Source organism: Martinezella lusitana, from assembly GCF_010668395.1.
Taxonomy (GTDB): Bacteria; Pseudomonadota; Alphaproteobacteria; order Rhizobiales; family Rhizobiaceae; genus Rhizobium; species Rhizobium lusitanum_A.
Genome location: NZ_WUEY01000017.1, coordinates 43187 through 58594, shown reverse-complemented (window position 1 = coordinate 58594; position 15408 = coordinate 43187). Strand labels below are relative to the sequence as shown.

The window sequence follows — 15408 nt, the reverse complement described above, 5'->3', positions numbered from 1 at the left end:
CGGCTCACATCTTCTCGGCGACCTTGACGGCGAAGGCATATTCGAACGCCACTTCCTCCAGACGCTGAAAGCGGCCGGATGCGCCGCCATGGCCGGCATCCATGTTCGTCTTCAACAGGATTGGGGCGTTGCCCGTCGTCTTGTCGCGCAGCTTGGCGACCCACTTCGCCGGCTCCCAATAGGTGACGCGCGGGTCGGTGAGACCGCCGAGCGCCAGGATCGGCGGGTAGGGCTTCTCGCCGACATTGTCATAGGGGCTATAGGCGGCGATCTGCTCGTATTCCTCTTTGCTCTCGATCGGATTGCCCCATTCCGGCCACTCCGGCGGCGTCAGCGGCAAGGTGTCGTCGAGCATGGTGTTGAGCACGTCGACGAAGGGCACGGCGGCGATGATGCCGGCGAATTTCTCCGGCGCCATGTTGGCGACGGCACCCATCAACATGCCGCCGGCCGATCCGCCCTCCGCGATGATCTTCGCGTAGGAGGTGAACTTCTCCTGATTCAAATAGTCGGCTGCGGCGATGAAGTCCTTGAACGTATTGGTCTTCTTTTCCATCTTGCCGTCTTCGTACCAGGCAAAGCCCTTGTCCTTGCCGCCGCGGATATGGGCGATGGCATAGATGAAGCCCCGATCTGCGAGCGACAGGCAATTGGTGTTGAAGCCGGCGGGAATGGTGACGCCATAGGCGCCGTAGCCATAGAGCAGGCAGGGCGCGGAGCCATCCAGGGGCGTATCCTTGCGGTATAGCAGCGTCACCGGCACCCGCTCGCCGTCCCAGGCCGGCGCGAAGACGCGGCGCGTCACATAGTCGGCCGGGTCGTGTCCCGAAGGTACTTCCTGCGTCTTCAAGAGGGTGCGCTCGCGCGTCTCCATGTTGTAGTCGTAGAGCTGGCTCGGCGTCGTCATCGATGAATAGGAGAAGCGGATGACATCCGTGTCGTATTCCGCCGCCCCCTGCAGGCCGAGCGAATAGGCTTCCTCTTCGAAGGCGATCGCATGTTCCTCGCCGCTGCGGCGGTCGCGGATGATGATGCGCGGCAGGCCGTCCTTGCGCTCCAGCCAGATCAGATGGCGGGCATAGGCGAGATGGCTGAGGATCAGCGTGCCCGGCTTGTGCGCCACGACCTCGCGCCAGTTCTCCTTGCCCGGCGCCTCGGCCGGCGTCTCCATGATCTTGAAATCCTTAGCGTCGCCGTCGTTGGTGAGAATGTAGAAGACGTCGCCGCCCTCCGTGATCTCATATTCGATGCCCGTTTCGCGCACGGCGACGATCTTGGGATCGGCGGTCAGGTCCGAGGTCGGGATGATGCGGTATTCGCTGGTTTCGTGATCGTGGATATCGATGAAGATGTAGTCGTCCAGCAGCGAGCCGCCGACGCCCATGAAGAAGCCCGGATCCTCTTCCTCGTAGACAAGCCGGTCCTCGGACTGCGGCGTGCCGATGATATGGTGGAAGATCTTCGAGGGGCGATGATTCTCGTCCTGCAGGGTATAGAAGAAGCTCTTGCCGTCTGGCGCCCAGATTGAATCGCCGCCGGTATTCTCGATCACGTCGCCGAGATCCTCGCCGGTCTCGAAGTTGCGGATCTTCAGCGTGAAGTATTCCGAGCCCTTGTCGTCATAGCCCCAGATGCCGTGGCTATGGTCGGAGGAATGGTCGAGGCCGGAAAGCCGGAAATAGGATTTTCCTTCATTTTCCTTGTCGCCGTTCAGCAGCAGCTTGCGGTCGCCGCCGTTACGCGGCTCGCGGAAAAAGCGGGGCTGCTCGCCGCCGGTGACGAAGAACGTGCCGTAGGCATAAGGGCCGTCCTTCATCGGAACGGAGCTGTCGTCTTCCTTGATGCGCCCCTTCATTTCGCCGAAGAGAATCTTTTGCAGATCCTTCGTGTCCGCCATTGCGGCATTCATATAGACGTTCTCGGCTTCCAGATGCGACCGGATCTCCGGCGCCAGGATCGACGGATCCTTGAACATTGCCTGCCAGTTGTCGGCGCGCAGCCACGCATAGTCGTCGGTGCGGGTGATGCCGTGGCGTGTGTCCGAGAGCGGCTTTTTCGGGGCGGCAGGCGGGGTGGGAAGATTCTTGAAAACTGACACTGGAGCGCTTTCTCTGGTGTGAAAGTCGGATGTGAAGTGAAGAGAGAAATAGAGGGCGCCGACGTGAGGTTCAAGCGGCAAGTCTGACCGGCAAGCTTCATGCAAGCCGTCGATATTAGTTTCGATCGGACAGGCAGCGTGGGGAAGCCGCATAGGGTGTTGCCTTGATGAGACCACATTCTTTACCGAAGTCGGCATGCAGTGCGTCGATATAAAGGCGGTCAAGCGCCTTCCCTGATGGAACGGACGCGCTCAAATCCAAAACAATGCAAGGGACCGGTCTTCATGCTGAAACTCTTTGCCATCATTATTCCATTGGCTTGCGTCGCCACCTCCGCCTTCGCCGTCGATCCGGCCATGAAGAAGCAACTGGAAAAGCTCGATCCGTCGGAACGGATGGAGCAGGCATGCGATGCCGAGGCCATGAAGCGCATCGGCACGGACAAGACTGGCTTCAGGCCGGATAAGGTCATCGCCTATACGTTCGGCGACCCGGATATGAAGCCGGATGCCATGGATGCGCCCGGCGCGGTCTTTCGCAGCAAGGGGGACTGGTATCATCTCTCGTACAAATGCATCACCGGCCCGCAGCATATCCATGTACGGGAACTGAGCTATCAGATCGGCGACAAGGTGCCGCGCGGTGCCTGGCAGGAACATTATCTCTACGACTAAGCGCTCCGGATTTGCTCCGGAAGGAAACCGCGGCGATCACAGTGCGTCTTGTGATCGCCAGAGGCCGGTGCGCTCAAGCGCTACCGCCATTTGAGCGATTCCACGCGGGTCAGCTCTGACAGGATGTGCTCCTGCACGTCGGGCGGTTGCCGGCGGACCGCGTCCGCCAGGTCGCGTAGCGTCGCTCTGAGGCTGTGAAGCTGGTCCACCAGATCCATGACGACATCGACGCCCGGCTCGTTGACGCCCATCGCCTTGCTGAGGTCGAGGATGAGCCGGCCGCGCGCGATGTCGGCCTCACGGAAACTGCGGCCCTCATCCGTGACTTCGGGCACGACCCAGCCCTGTGATATCCAGATTTCCAGCACCGTGGTCTCGATCCGGAGGTGCAGTCGGAACTCGCTCTCGTTCATCGCTTATCCTCCCATGGTCTTTCTGGGATCTTGCGCCTTGCCTGCCTCCCAATCGGAAACGAAGCGCGTCAGATCGGGATCCGGCGTATCCGGCAGGACGATCTTCAGGGAGACGTAGGCATCGCCGTTCTCCTTGCCGCGCACAGGGGCGCCCTTGCCCTTCAGCCGCAATACTTTGCCCGTATTGGAGTTCGGCTGCAGCGTGACGGTAACCGCGCCCGAAGGGGTGGGGACGCGGATCTTGCCGCCGAGCACCGCTTCCGTCAGCGAGATCGGCAGTTCCATCCGGATGTCGTCGCCATCGCGGGTATAGAAGCGGTGCGGGCGCACATGGACGGCAATCAGCGCATCGCCGGCAGCGCCGCCGCCGAAGCCCGGCTCACCCTTGCCCTTGAGGCGAAGCGTCTGCCCGTCGCGCGTTCCCGGCGGAATCTGGACGTCGAGCGCCGGTCCGTCCGGCAGGCTGATCTGCTTCTTTGCGCCGTTGATGGCGTCCAGAAAGTCGACCTCCATCGAATAGTGACGGTCTTGACCCTGCATCTGGGATTGGCCTCGGCTGCGCCGCGAGAAGAAACTGGAAAATATGTCGTCGGCGTCGCCGAAATCGGCAAAGCCGCCCGCATTCTGGTAAGGGCCATGCTGGCCCTCCTGCGCCGCGTAATCACGGTAGTAGTTGCGCGGCGCCTGCTCGGCACCGCTGCTGTCGATCTCGCCACGATCGAACCGCCCACGCTTTTCCTCGTCGCCGAGGATGCCGTAAGCCGAGGAGACCTCCTTGAATTTCTCCTCGGCCTGCTTGTCGCCGGGGTTGAGATCGGGGTGCAGCTTCTTGGCAAGCTTGCGATAGGCGCTTTGAATGTCTTTTTGCGGGGCGTCCCGCTTCACGCCTAAAACTTCATAGGGATCGCGACTCATGCATGTCTCTCTTTGGGAGCACGGAAAAATACGCAGATAGTGCTACGGCAACCTCATATCAATCGTAGCATAGACGCGGTCAGGTTGAAGCCCGGACTTGGCGGCTTTCGTGCCTTGCGCACTTATGATGTGAAATAGACACGATATCGGCCGGTTCGCCATATTTCCGGCGTGTTGCCGGATGATGCGGGCGCTGAGGCCGGACGGCAATGGTGCGTTCCGTCCGCCAGATTCCAATTGCTTGATCCACCCGGTGGCCGCCCGATGAAACGTCTTTTGCTGACATCCCTGATCCTGCTTGCGGCACAGGCCGCCTTTGCCGCGCAGCCGGAGCAACCGCCGGCCGGTTGGCCGCAGCTGCCGCCCAAGGCGCCCGTTTCGAAGATCAAGCTCGTCGAGCCGCATCTTCATGTCAACCGGGCAGGCGCCGGAGCTCCCCGTATAGCGCTTACCTTCGACGCCTGCATGGGCAAGACCGATCCGCGCATCCTGGGCACCCTTGTCGATCAGCGCATTCCGGCGACGATCTTCGTCACCGCGCGCTGGCTGCGCACGAATCCCGATGCGCTTGCCGTCTTCCTGGCCCATCCCGATCTTTTCGAGCTGGAAAACCACGGTCAGAACCATATCCCGGCCGTCGATGCTCCGACCAAGGTCTACGGCATTCCCGCCGCCGGCTCGCCACAGGCGGTCGCCCAGGAAGTCAAGGGCGGCGCCGATGCGATGGTTGCCGCCGGCATTCCGCAGCCGCGCTGGTTTCGCGGTGCGACCGCGAAGTACAGCCCTTCCGCCATCGCCCAGATCCGGGGCATGGGCTACCGGATCGCCGGCTATTCGATCAACGGCGATAGCGGCTCGCTTCTGCCGGCCAAGATGGTCGAGAAGCAATATGCCTCCGCCAAGGACGGCGATGTCATCATTTCCCATATCAACCAGCCGACGCATGCGGCGGGCGAGGGGGTCGCGGCAAGCATCCTTGCGCTGAAGGCGAAGGGCGTAGAGTTCGTCCGCCTGCAGGATATCCCCGAAAAGGGCGATGACGGCACGACGAACTGACTGCCGGGAGCCGCGTGACCGGAACGGCTAGCCCGGCAATTGCGGCTGGGTCTTTTCCTCGATGAAAAGCTCGTCGACGACGGCCATGACGATCAGCGACAAGGGCAGAGCCAGCATGGCGCCGACGGCGCCCCACATCCATGTCCAGAAGATGATGGCAAGGAAGACGACGAAGGGATTGAGCTCCCACTGGCGGCCCATGATCGCGGGAAAGACGAGGTTTTCGACCGCCATGTGCACGGCGAAGAATGCCGCCGCCGGCGCGAGGGCGAAGATGATGTCGGAATGGGTAATGATGCCGGCGATGGCCAGCGCGATCGTCATCGTCGTGACCCCAAGGAATGGAATGAAGCTGGCGACGAAGGCGAAAACGCCCCATAGCAGCGGCACGCTCATGCCGCCGACATAGGCGATGATCGTCATCGCGACGCCGATGCCGGCATAGATCAGCGATGCGGTCGCGAAATAGAAGCCGAGCACCCGTTCCACCGCATTGATGATGCGGATCGCCGTCAGCCGCGATGTCCGGCTGGAGAAGGTCATGATGATCGTCTTGCGCAAGCTGATCCGGCCGGCGAGAAACAGCAGCAGCGCCGCAAAGAAGATCAGGATCTGCACGATCGCCGGCGTCAGGCTGTTGGATACGACATGCAGCACATTGCCGCTGTTTTCCAGCAGGGTGCTGGCCGACATCGAGCCGCCCTGAAGGGTCTCGGGCGAAATGTGCAGCCATTTGAACCGATCGAGATAGGGCATCAGCCGATCCGAGGTGCGCTGGAAGAAATCCGGCGCTTCCTGGGCGAGCTTGGCCACCGGCCCGGCGAGCGCATTGATGATAAGGAAGATCACCAGCGCCACGGCCGACGACAGGAGAACGGCATTGAGGATGCGGGGCACGCCGAGCTTGCTCAGCTTCTCCGCCGCAAGGCCGAGGATCATGCCGACGACGATGGCGAGCGTCACAGGAATGAGGATGATGGACATCATGTAGACGCCGGCGAGCGCCAGTATGAGGAAGATGCCTATGGTGGCCCAGGCGGAAGCCGTGCCGAGCTTGGCTCGGCCGGCTTCATCGGAGAGGTCGAGGTTCTCCGCTTCGTCGCCGAGCGTACGCGACATGTTTCTGGCGGAGCCTGCGCCAGCGTCCTGCGCTCTTGCAGCATCCGGCCGGCCGGCAGCGGTCTTATCGAATTCCATGCCTAGAACGTCCCCGAAGGCAGAATTACCTCGCTACTCAAACGCGAAAAGCCCGCTGCGGTTCCGCAACGGGTCTCTTTAGGTCCGATAATCGGCGAGAATCGGGCTCAGGCGATGAGGTTCAGCCCGATGCCCCAGGGGTCGCGCAACGATACGCCGCCGTCGCGCTTCTCGGTCTTGATCTCGTGCTGTTCCAGGGCGGCGACGGCCTTGTCGAGCGCGGCCTTGTCGTTGAAGCGCAGCGTATAGTCGGAAAGGCCGGTCATGTGCTCGGAGCGCACGCCCGCGCCGCGGCTGTTCCAGGTGTTGGCGCCGAGATGATGGTGGTAGCCGCCGGTCGCAAGGAAGGTCGCGCCGGGATAGCGCGCGGCCATGACCTTCATGCCGAGCACGTCGCGATAGAAGGCGTTGGCTTCGGCAACATCGCCGACCTGCAGATGGATGTGGCCAATGGCCGAGCCTGCCGCCAAGCCGTCCCAGCGATCTTCCGGGGCGCTCTCGTAAAGCTTCTGCAGATCGAGCCGCAGCGTGGCCATCTCGACCGTGCCGTCATCGTGGAACGTCCATTCCTCGTGTGGCCGGTCGGCATAGATCTCGATGCCGTTACCCTCGGGGTCCGACAGATAAATGGCTTCGCTGACGATATGATCCGATGCGCCGTCGAGCACCACGTTGTTATGCGCGGCATGGCGAAGCCAGCGCGCGAGTTCGGCGCGGCTCGGCAGCAGGAAGGCGGTATGGAACAGGCCGGCGGCCGTGCTCGGCGCGCGCGTCGCGGCCCGGTCCGTCGTCAGCGTCAGGAGCGGATGGCCGGCAACGCCCAGAACCTCGCCGCTTGCCGTCTTTTCGATCACCTTCAGGCCCAGCATGTCCTGATAGAAGCGCGAAACCTGCGGCAGGTCGGTGACGACGAGATGCGATTGGCCGACATAGGCCGGGCGGGTCAGTGCGTAGGAGGGGGCGGTTTCGGTCATATGGTCAGTTCCAACCTCGATAGTCTTGAAAAAGGCAACCGGCGTTGGCGGCACTGTGGCCGCCAGAGGCGGGCGGGAGGGTTTTCGCCGGTTGATATGCCTTTTCGATATCCTCTGGCCCGCTGTACTTGCATATTCATATGGCGGATTTCGATTGTTCACAGAAGACTATAAATTGCGGATTGAGCGTTCGCTTTCCATTGACGGGCGAGAGAGGCGCATCCGTTCACGAAGATTGATCGATGCGCGCGTTTGGCGCAGTTGCGTCCTTGCCGTTCCGGTGCAAGGATCGAACTTACACGGAAACGGAACCGGGCGAAATGACCGAATACAGAGGCATCCGGTGGGCCTACGACCGATATGAGATCATTGCCGATAGCATCGTCAATGGCGTCGGTGTGGTCTTCGCGCTGATCGGCGCGACCGTGCTGATCTTTTACGCGACGGTCTGGAGTTCCTATGGCGGCATGGCCGCCGCCTGGATTTACGGCGTCGGCCTGGTGCTGACGCTCGGAATGTCCTTCACCTACAATCTCTGGCCCGTATCCCGGACGAAATGGTTTCTCCGGCGCTTCGACCACTCCTTCATTTACGTCCTGATCGCCGCCACCTACACGCCCTTTCTCGAGCGAGGGGCCGAGGATCCGTTGCTGCTTGGCGTGCTGATTGCCGTCTGGGTTTTTGCCGCCTTCGGCATCGTCCTGAAGTGCCTTTTTCCCGGGCGTTACGATCGGCTGGCGATCCTGCTCTATCTGGCGATGGGCTGGAGCGGCGTCCTCGTCGCCAAGCCGATCTCGGACCACATTCCGTTCGCGTCCCTGCTGCTCATCGTCATCGGCGGCGTCATCTATTCGCTCGGCGTGATCTTTCATGTCTGGGAAAAGCTGCGCTTCCAGAATGCGATCTGGCACGGCTTCGTCATCGCCGCCGCCGCAGTGCATTATTCGGCCGTGCTGACCTGCTTCAGCCTGTCGCCGGAAAACTTTTGACGATCTGTGCCGTCGGCGTGCATTTCCTGGTCGAGCGCAGGCTGCGTACCAGGCGCATGACGATGGCGTCATAGCGCTGCATATCCGCTTTCGAATAGTCCATCTGGAAGAAGGCGGCGGCCCCGTTGCAAAGCGCGACGCCGCGCACATAGACGATGCGGCCCTGTCTGGTGCCGGAAAAGCTGATGCCGCGCGAATTCGATTTGGCGTAGGAAATCTTCCAGCCTTCATCCCTGGCAAGGGCTACGCGCCCGTTTGCTTCGGTCGTGAAGTCGCCATTGGCGACGACCGTGCCGAAAACCTGCAGGCTGGCGGACCGGTCTGCCGGCCACAGCGAGAGCCGGTTGGCGTCGTCGGCAGGGGCGGCAAGGTGGAATTCCGACGGCAGCTCGATCGCATAGCCGAGGCCTGCATCGTCATAGGACCACCAGTCCGCGGCGAGGGCCGAGGCCGGCGAAAGAAGCAGGAGGGCGAGCAGGCGGGCGAGCATTGCGGTTTCCGGGAGGCTGGAGCTGCAAACCGATCAAGAATAGCGCATTTTTCAGCGAAAATTCCAACACTATTCGAACGGCTAACGCAAATTAGCTCGAATTCGTTACAGCTTCATTGCGAGCCATGCAGGATTGGCAATGTCGTCTATGCGTTTATGACGTCCGGAAGGGCGGGCCGATGTCTGAACTGCCCGGCGATATCCCATAACCCTTGACAGTACACCCATGGAGTGCCGATTTCGGTGGTTTACGACCGGTTTTCCTCGTTCAGGCCTTGAGACGGTGTGCCCTTTCGCCTATCCCTTTGACACCGCTCCGGCCTTGCCGGATTCCGCGTGATCGTTCAGCAGGGGGGATATATGGCCGCCGTCGCGGGCCTGACGTTCCTGGCTCTATGTCTGCCTTTTTTGGGCGCGCTGATCGCGCCTGTCGCCGTTCGGCGGCTGGGTCACAATGCGGCTTGGCCCTTGGCGTTGCTTCCGGCTCTCGCCTTTCTCCATTTTTTTGGATTTCTTCCCGCCATCGCGGACGGGCAGCTTGAGCATGGCGGTTTCGACTGGGTGCCGAGCCTGGATTTGCGCTTCTCCTGGATGCTCGACGGCCTTTCGCTGACCTTTGCGCTGCTCATCACCGGCATCGGTACGCTGATCGTCCTCTATGCCGGCGGCTATCTGAAAGGGCACCCCGATCTCGGCCGCTTCTTCTCCTTCATCTTCCTCTTCATGGGATCGATGCTGGGCCTTGTCGTTTCGGACAGCTTTCTGACGCTCTTCGTCTTCTGGGAGCTGACCTCGATCACCTCCTTCCTCCTGATCGGCTTCGATCATCAAAGAGAGGCATCGCGACGTGCGGCACTGCAGGCGCTGCTGGTGACCGGCGGAGGAGGGCTGTTGCTGCTCGCGGGCCTGCTGCTGATCTGGCAGATCACCGGCATCGGCTCGATGTCCGAACTCCTGAAGACCGGCGATGTCTTGCGCGCCAGCCCGCTCTATCTTGCCGCGCTGATCCTCGTTCTTGGTGGCGCGTTCACCAAGTCGGCGCAGTTTCCGTTTCATTTCTGGCTGCCGAACGCCATGGAAGCGCCGACCCCGGTATCGGCCTATCTCCACTCGGCAACCATGGTGAAGGCTGGCGTCTATCTGCTGATGCGGCTCAATCCGGCCATGGGCGGTACGGTGGCCTGGCACACCATCCTGCCGGTCTTTGGCGCCGTGACGCTGCTGGTCGGAACCCTGCTTGCGATCCGCCAGACCGATTTGAAGCTGAAGCTCGCCTACACGACGGTTTCTTCTCTCGGCCTGCTCGTGCTGCTGACCGGCTTCGGCACGGATTACGCAGTTGAAGCCGCCGTCCTTTATCTGGTGGCGCATTCGCTGTTCAAGGGCGCGCTGTTCATGGTCGCCGGCATCGTCGATCACGAGACGGGAACGCGCGACATCACCCGGCTGGGCGGCCTGCGCTCCGCCATGCCGCTGACCTTTGCGGCAGCGCTGGTCGCCGCTGTCTCGATGGGCGGCTTGCCGCCTGCCTTCGGATTTCTCGCCAAGGAAGAGATCTATGCCTCGCTGGCACAGGCATCGCCGGGTGCGATCGTCCTGACGGTCATCGTCGTGGCCGGCAATGCGCTGATGTTCGCCATCGCCCTTGCCGTGGCGTTGAAGCCCTTTGGCGGGCCACAGACCGAGACGCCGCGTCATCCGCACGAAGCGCCGCCCTTGCTCTGGCTCGGGCCGGTGGTGCTCGCTCTGCTCGGCATTCTGTCGGCCTTTTTCTCGGGCCTGTGGCATGGCTATCTCTCCTCGCCGATGGCGAGCGCCGTCGGCGGCAAGGGACTGGAGATATCGGTTTCGCTGGTCCCGCATATCGGCTTGCCACTGGCGCTTTCGCTGGTGACCGTGCTGATCGGCATTGTCGTCTACCGGCAGCTCGATCGCGCCCGCTTCCTGATGTCCGTCGTCCTGCGCGCCCTCGGGCCGGGGCCGGATCGCGGTTTCGATGGCTTCGTCTCCGGCCTGGTGCGGCTGTCGCACGCGGCATCGCGTGTGCTACAGCCCGGCCGGCTGGAAATCTATGTTACCGTCACCTTCGTCTGCCTGGCGGCTATGCTGCTGATCCCTCTGATGATCCACGGCGAACTGCCTGCCATGCCTGCATGGCCGAACCTGCAATGGCATGAGGCGACGATCTTCCTGATCGCCATCGTCGGCGTGGCCGCGGTCGTGTTTGCCCGGGACCGGCTGACGGCGATCGTTTCGCTTGGCATCCAGGGCTTTGCAGTCGCTCTGATCTTCCTGTTGTTCGGCGCCCCGGATCTGTCCTTTACCCAGTTCATGGTCGAGACCCTTTCGGTCGTGATCCTGGCGCTGGTGATGACACGCCTGCGTCTTTCGCCGTCCGATCGTCGTCCGCCGCTGACGAGGATCGCCCATGCCGTGCTGGCGCTCGCCTGCGGCATCGGTTTTGCGCTCCTGCTGCTGAAGGCGACCCAGTCGCCGTTCGACCTGACGCTGACCGCTTTCTTCAATCAATATTCGAAGCTGATCGCGCATGGCGACAATGTGGTGAATGTCATCATCGTCGATTTCCGCGGCACGGACACGCTGGGCGAGATCGCCGTCGTCGCCATCACAGGCCTGGCGATATTGGCGTTGATCCGCATCCGCGCCGGTGGCGAGCGCAAGCTTGCGGCGAACGACCCCGATCTTGAGGAAAAGCCCGGTCTTGGCAAGGGAATGGAGGCCGAGCGCACATGAATACGCTGATCTTCCGCACCGCCGCACCGTTCCTGACCGCCCTGATGCTGCTCTTCTCCGTCTTCGTGCTGCTGCGCGGCCACAATGAGCCCGGCGGCGGCTTCATCGGCGGCTTGATAGCGGCCTCGGCGCTGGCGATCTATGGCATCGCCTGCGGCGTGACTGCCGTCCGGCGCGCAATCGTCTTTCATCCGCTGGCGATTGCCGGCTTCGGCCTGTTGGCCTCGACCGTCGCGGGCTTTCTATCTGTCTTTGCCGGCGTGTCGTTCATGACGGGTCTGTGGATCTATCCGCACCTGTTCGGCATCGAGCTGGCGCTTTCCACCGTCATGCTGTTCGATATCGGCGTCTATCTGGTCGTCGTCGGGGCCATAACATCGATCGCGCTTGCGCTCGAAGAGCGGGAGGTGGATTGATGGAGGCCGTCTTTGCCGTCGTCGTCGGCATCTTCTTTACCGCCGCGATCTATCTGATGCTGTCGAGATTCTCGATCCGCATCATGCTGGGCATCGCCATCCTCGGCAATGCCGTCAATCTCCTGCTGTTTACCGCCGGCCGGATCACGCCCGAAGTGCCGCCCATCATCCGGAAGGGAGCGAGCACGCTCGATAACGCTGCCGCCAATCCGTTGCCGCAGGCATTGATTCTGACGGCGATCGTCATTTCCTTTTCGTTCCTCGCCTTTCTGCTAGTCCTGACCTACCGCGCCTATCAGGACCTCAAGACGGACGACACAGGCGATATGCTGGTGGCCGAACCGGACGAGCGGCCTTTGCCGCCGTTGGGATACTGACGCCATGGCCAGCCCGACCGATACCGCAATCGAACTCTCCGCCGCGCTCGTCGCCGCACCTGTTCCGATGGGGCACTGGCTGGTCATCCTGCCGGTCGCCCTGTGCATCGGTCTTGGCGCTCTGCTTCTGATGCTGCGCAACCGCACGGAATGGCATGCCTGGATCGCCATACCCGGCCTCGTGGTGCTCGTGCTGATCGACGTCGTCCTGCTTTGCAAGGTCGCCGGCGATGGGGCCGTGACCATGGTCATGGGGCGATGGCTTCCGCCGTTCGGCATTGCCTTCAGCGTCGATATCTTCGGCGCGCTCATGGCTTTGACGGCGGCCGTCGTGGCGCTGGCGGCAAGTGTCTATTCGCTCGGCGAAATCAGCGTGAGCGGCCGGCGATACGGCTTCTTTCCTTTCCTGATGCTGCTGCTCGCCGGCGTCAGCGGCGCCTTTCTGACGGGCGACGTCTTCAATCTCTATGTCTGGTTCGAGGTGCTGCTGATCTCGTCCTTCGGGCTGCTGATCCTCGGTTCGGAGCCGGAGCAGATCGACGGGGCGCTGAAATATGCGGTGCTCAATCTCATCGCCACCACGCTCTTTCTCGTTTCCGTCGGCTATCTCTATGCCGTCTTCGGCACGCTCAACATGGCCGATATCGCCGTGAAGGCGAGGACGAGTGACCATACGGCGCCGATGATGACGCTTGCCGGCCTCTTCTTCCTGGCCTTCGGCATGAAAGCGGCTGCCTTTCCGGTCAATTTCTGGCTTCCGGCCTCCTATCATACGCCGCGTGTCACCGTGTCCGCCCTGTTCGCGGGCCTGCTGACGAAGGTCGGCATCTATGCGCTCATCCGGGTTCTGGTCATGCTGCTGCCCGTCGAACGGGCGGGGCTTGGGCCGCTCGTGGCGGTCGTCGCCATGGCCACCATGCTTGTCGGCGTGGTTGGCGCGCTCGGAGCGAACGATATCCGGCGTATGCTCGGCTATGTGGTCATCTCAGGCATCGGCACGATTCTGGCAGGGGTCGCCCTCGGCAATGCCGATGGCCTCAGCGGCGCGATCTTCTATGCGCTGCATTCGATGGTGCTGATGACCGCGCTTTACCTGCTGGCGGGACAGGCGGCTCGGCTCGGCGGCAGCTTTTCGCTCGCGGCCCTCGGCGGGCTCTATCGGCGCAGCGGCTGGTTTGCCGGCCTTTCGCTGGTGCTGTTCTTTGCGGTCAGCGGCTTGCCGCCCTTTTCCGGTTTCTGGCCCAAGGTCGTGCTGGTCAAGGCGGCGCTTGCGTCCGGCGCCTGGTCGCTCGCTGCAACAATCCTCCTGACCGGTTTCCTGACGACGATCGTTTTCGGGCGAGTGTTTCTGCTGGCCTACTGGCGCCCGTCGGCAGGCAACGCCATGGTGGCGGGGCCGATCACATGGCAGGCGGCACTGCCGCTTCTTGCCCTTTCCGTGCTTGTCGTGGGCTTCGGCCTGTTTCCGGAACCGCTCCTGCGCCTGACGCAGGCGGCCGCTGCCGGTCTCGAACAGCCGTCGGCCTATCTTCACTCCGTCTTTCCCACGGCGGGAGGCGCCCAATGATCCTGTTCGTTTTCAATCTGCTGCTTGCCGTCGTCTGGGTCGCCATCACCGGCAGCGCTTCCTTCCTCAATCTGCTGTTCGGCTTTATCCTTGCGGCGATCGCGCTGGCGATTGTTCGTTCATCCTACGGCGGCGTGCTCTACCTCGGACGCGTCCGCCGGGTTCTTGCGCTTCTGCTGCTCTTCGTGTGCGAGCTCGCCAAATCGGCCTGGGCGGTTGCCGTCGCCGTCATGAGCCCGAAAATGGATGTGAAGCCTGGCATTTTTGCCTTTCCGCTGACGTTGGACCGCGATTTCGAAATCACGCTGCTGGCCAATCTCATCACCCTGACGCCCGGCACGCTGTCCGTCGACGTCTCCGATGATCGCAAGACGCTCTATGTTCACGCGCTCGATTGTTCCGATCCGGACGCCATCCGGCGCGGCATAGCCGACGGCTTCGAACGGCGGATCCTGGAGGCTTTCCGATGATCGCGGCTTCCGTCGTTTCGGCCGCCGCAATGGTGGCGCTCGGAATTCTAAGTATTGCCTTCCTGCTTACGGTCTATCGCGTCGTGGCCGGTCCGACCTTGCCGGACCGGGTTCTGGCGCTCGACATGCTGGTGGCGATCGCCATCGGCTTCATTGCCGTCATCGCCATCAAGACCGGCTTCACGCTCTATATCGATATCGCCATTTCGCTGGGCCTTGTCGGCTTTCTCGCCACCGTCGCCTTCGCCCGGTTCATACTGACGCAGGCGCCATCCGATGCCCCGAAGCCAATGGTCTCCGGCCACGACAACGACCGTGTCCCGAAGGAGAGGAAGGCGCACAAACGCAACAAGCGACAGAAGGGCGGGCAATGATGGATATGCTTTGGGCCGTCATAGTAACGTTGCTCCTGCTGGCAGGTGCGTTGTTCTCGCTCATTGCCGCGATCGGCATCGTTCGTCTGCCTGACCTCTACAGCCGCATGCATGCGGCTTCGAAGGCGGGTACGGTCGGTTCCGGCCTATTGCTACTTGCAGTCGGTATTCACTCGCAGGACTTGTCGATATTGGCACGAGCACTGGCAGGATTCGTCTTTTTCGTGCTGACGGCACCGATTTCGGCGCATCTTCTCGCACGGGCCGCTCACAAGGCCGGACATCGGTTGACGCCGCCTTCGGTGCGAGATGAATTGCTGCAGCGGGAGCGAATCGCGAAAGGCGGGTATAGAAAAAGGGGCTAACAAACGCGCAGATTGTTAAGGAAGGAATAGCTATTCGCGTTATTAGTTATCTATTTTTTAGTAGATGAATTTTTTGCAAAGAAATGTCGGGATTAAAAACTGGACATTTGGGTAAAGAGTGCTAATTCAGATTCAAGTAGAGTTCTGATGTTGAGTTAGTCTCGACCGGGTTTAAGCTCTCGATGCTTTTATCTTTCTTTGATGAAAAGCTGAGCAAAACTTTCTTCCGGTAAGCGATTAAAGATCGCTATCGTGGTCGCTAATTCTGACATCGGGCG

16 protein-coding genes are annotated in these 15408 nt (G+C 61.6%); 10 read left to right on the top strand and 6 right to left on the bottom strand.

The features are described from left to right. Positions 1–4: 4 nt before the first annotated feature. Entirely contained in the window at positions 5–2098 is a 2094-nt protein-coding gene (locus tag GR212_RS27390; protein ID WP_163991471.1) for a prolyl oligopeptidase family serine peptidase, read from the bottom strand. 285 nt (positions 2099–2383) lie between these two features. Here GR212_RS27390 and GR212_RS27385 point away from each other — a divergent pair, with 285 nt between their 5' ends. After that, complete coding sequence (locus tag GR212_RS27385; RefSeq protein ID WP_163991470.1) at positions 2384–2773, top strand: DUF930 domain-containing protein; 390 nt, start codon at positions 2384–2386, stop codon at positions 2771–2773. A gap of 80 nt (positions 2774–2853) precedes the next feature. Here the strand turns inward: GR212_RS27385 and GR212_RS27380 are convergent, their stop codons facing one another. Further along, positions 2854–3186, bottom strand: coding sequence for a chaperone modulator CbpM (locus GR212_RS27380; RefSeq protein WP_163991468.1), 333 nt, complete (start codon positions 3184–3186; stop codon positions 2854–2856). A gap of 3 nt (positions 3187–3189) precedes the next feature. Then, positions 3190–4101 (bottom strand): DnaJ C-terminal domain-containing protein, encoded by a 912-nt coding sequence (locus tag GR212_RS27375; RefSeq protein ID WP_163991467.1) that lies wholly within the window; start codon positions 4099–4101, stop codon positions 3190–3192. 264 nt (positions 4102–4365) lie between these two features. Here GR212_RS27375 and GR212_RS27370 point away from each other — a divergent pair, with 264 nt between their 5' ends. Then, on the top strand, positions 4366–5157 hold the full coding sequence (locus GR212_RS27370; RefSeq protein WP_163991465.1) for a polysaccharide deacetylase family protein: 792 nt from the start codon (positions 4366–4368) through the stop codon (positions 5155–5157). 27 nt (positions 5158–5184) lie between these two features. Here the strand turns inward: GR212_RS27370 and GR212_RS27365 are convergent, their stop codons facing one another. Beyond that, on the bottom strand, positions 5185–6354 hold the full coding sequence (locus tag GR212_RS27365) for an AI-2E family transporter (protein WP_163991463.1): 1170 nt from the start codon (positions 6352–6354) through the stop codon (positions 5185–5187). A 107-nt stretch (positions 6355–6461) separates the two neighbouring features. Next, on the bottom strand, positions 6462–7328 hold the full coding sequence (locus tag GR212_RS27360; RefSeq protein WP_163991460.1) for a VOC family protein: 867 nt from the start codon (positions 7326–7328) through the stop codon (positions 6462–6464). A 320-nt stretch (positions 7329–7648) separates the two neighbouring features. Here GR212_RS27360 and trhA point away from each other — a divergent pair, with 320 nt between their 5' ends. After that, positions 7649–8317, top strand: a complete 669-nt coding sequence (gene trhA, locus GR212_RS27355) for a PAQR family membrane homeostasis protein TrhA (protein ID WP_163991458.1) — start codon at positions 7649–7651, stop codon at positions 8315–8317. Here trhA and GR212_RS27350 read toward each other — a convergent pair. Then, positions 8292–8807: a hypothetical protein gene (locus GR212_RS27350; RefSeq protein ID WP_163991456.1), complete on the bottom strand. Its 516-nt coding sequence runs from the start codon at positions 8805–8807 to the stop codon at positions 8292–8294. The two genes, trhA and GR212_RS27350, sit on opposite strands and share 26 nt — an antisense overlap. Before the next feature lie 360 nt (positions 8808–9167). On the opposite strand from GR212_RS27350, the gene GR212_RS27345 reads away from it, so the two are divergent. From GR212_RS27345 to mnhG, 7 genes are read left to right on the top strand one after another with little or no spacing between them, the layout of a single operon-like run. Beyond that, positions 9168–11561, top strand: coding sequence for a putative monovalent cation/H+ antiporter subunit A (locus tag GR212_RS27345; RefSeq protein WP_163991454.1), 2394 nt, complete (start codon positions 9168–9170; stop codon positions 11559–11561). Further along, on the top strand, positions 11558–11977 hold the full coding sequence (locus GR212_RS27340; protein ID WP_163991452.1) for a Na+/H+ antiporter subunit B: 420 nt from the start codon (positions 11558–11560) through the stop codon (positions 11975–11977). The genes GR212_RS27345 and GR212_RS27340 overlap by 4 nt, the downstream gene beginning before the upstream one ends. Beyond that, complete coding sequence (locus GR212_RS27335; protein WP_163991450.1) at positions 11977–12354, top strand: Na+/H+ antiporter subunit C; 378 nt, start codon at positions 11977–11979, stop codon at positions 12352–12354. The genes GR212_RS27340 and GR212_RS27335 overlap by 1 nt, the downstream gene beginning before the upstream one ends. 4 nt (positions 12355–12358) lie before the next feature. Beyond that, positions 12359–13921: a Na+/H+ antiporter subunit D gene (locus tag GR212_RS27330; RefSeq protein ID WP_163991448.1), complete on the top strand. Its 1563-nt coding sequence runs from the start codon at positions 12359–12361 to the stop codon at positions 13919–13921. Further along, on the top strand, positions 13918–14391 hold the full coding sequence (locus tag GR212_RS27325; protein WP_163991446.1) for a Na+/H+ antiporter subunit E: 474 nt from the start codon (positions 13918–13920) through the stop codon (positions 14389–14391). The genes GR212_RS27330 and GR212_RS27325 overlap by 4 nt, the downstream gene beginning before the upstream one ends. After that, complete coding sequence (locus GR212_RS27320) at positions 14388–14765, top strand: cation:proton antiporter (protein WP_163991444.1); 378 nt, start codon at positions 14388–14390, stop codon at positions 14763–14765. The genes GR212_RS27325 and GR212_RS27320 overlap by 4 nt, the downstream gene beginning before the upstream one ends. Continuing rightward, the gene (mnhG, locus tag GR212_RS27315; RefSeq protein ID WP_204326786.1) at positions 14762–15130 is read left to right on the top strand and encodes a monovalent cation/H(+) antiporter subunit G; all 369 of its coding nucleotides are present in this window, start codon (positions 14762–14764) and stop codon (positions 15128–15130) included. The genes GR212_RS27320 and mnhG overlap by 4 nt, the downstream gene beginning before the upstream one ends. Positions 15131–15408: the final 278 nt, after the last annotated feature.

Coding starts and splice junctions, on each gene's coding strand:
- GR212_RS27360 (WP_163991460.1), bottom strand. CDS start 7,328: ATGACCGAAACCGCCCCCTCCTACGCACTGACCCGCCCGGCCTATGTC.
- trhA (WP_163991458.1), top strand. CDS start 7,649: ATGACCGAATACAGAGGCATCCGGTGGGCCTACGACCGATATGAGATC.
- mnhG (WP_204326786.1), top strand. CDS start 14,762: ATGATGGATATGCTTTGGGCCGTCATAGTAACGTTGCTCCTGCTGGCA.
- GR212_RS27370 (WP_163991465.1), top strand. CDS start 4,366: ATGAAACGTCTTTTGCTGACATCCCTGATCCTGCTTGCGGCACAGGCC.
- GR212_RS27320 (WP_163991444.1), top strand. CDS start 14,388: ATGATCGCGGCTTCCGTCGTTTCGGCCGCCGCAATGGTGGCGCTCGGA.
- GR212_RS27335 (WP_163991450.1), top strand. CDS start 11,977: ATGGAGGCCGTCTTTGCCGTCGTCGTCGGCATCTTCTTTACCGCCGCG.
- GR212_RS27375 (WP_163991467.1), bottom strand. CDS start 4,101: ATGAGTCGCGATCCCTATGAAGTTTTAGGCGTGAAGCGGGACGCCCCG.
- GR212_RS27365 (WP_163991463.1), bottom strand. CDS start 6,354: ATGGAATTCGATAAGACCGCTGCCGGCCGGCCGGATGCTGCAAGAGCG.
- GR212_RS27380 (WP_163991468.1), bottom strand. CDS start 3,186: ATGAACGAGAGCGAGTTCCGACTGCACCTCCGGATCGAGACCACGGTG.
- GR212_RS27350 (WP_163991456.1), bottom strand. CDS start 8,807: ATGCTCGCCCGCCTGCTCGCCCTCCTGCTTCTTTCGCCGGCCTCGGCC.
- GR212_RS27385 (WP_163991470.1), top strand. CDS start 2,384: ATGCTGAAACTCTTTGCCATCATTATTCCATTGGCTTGCGTCGCCACC.
- GR212_RS27325 (WP_163991446.1), top strand. CDS start 13,918: ATGATCCTGTTCGTTTTCAATCTGCTGCTTGCCGTCGTCTGGGTCGCC.
- GR212_RS27340 (WP_163991452.1), top strand. CDS start 11,558: ATGAATACGCTGATCTTCCGCACCGCCGCACCGTTCCTGACCGCCCTG.
- GR212_RS27345 (WP_163991454.1), top strand. CDS start 9,168: ATGGCCGCCGTCGCGGGCCTGACGTTCCTGGCTCTATGTCTGCCTTTT.
- GR212_RS27330 (WP_163991448.1), top strand. CDS start 12,359: ATGGCCAGCCCGACCGATACCGCAATCGAACTCTCCGCCGCGCTCGTC.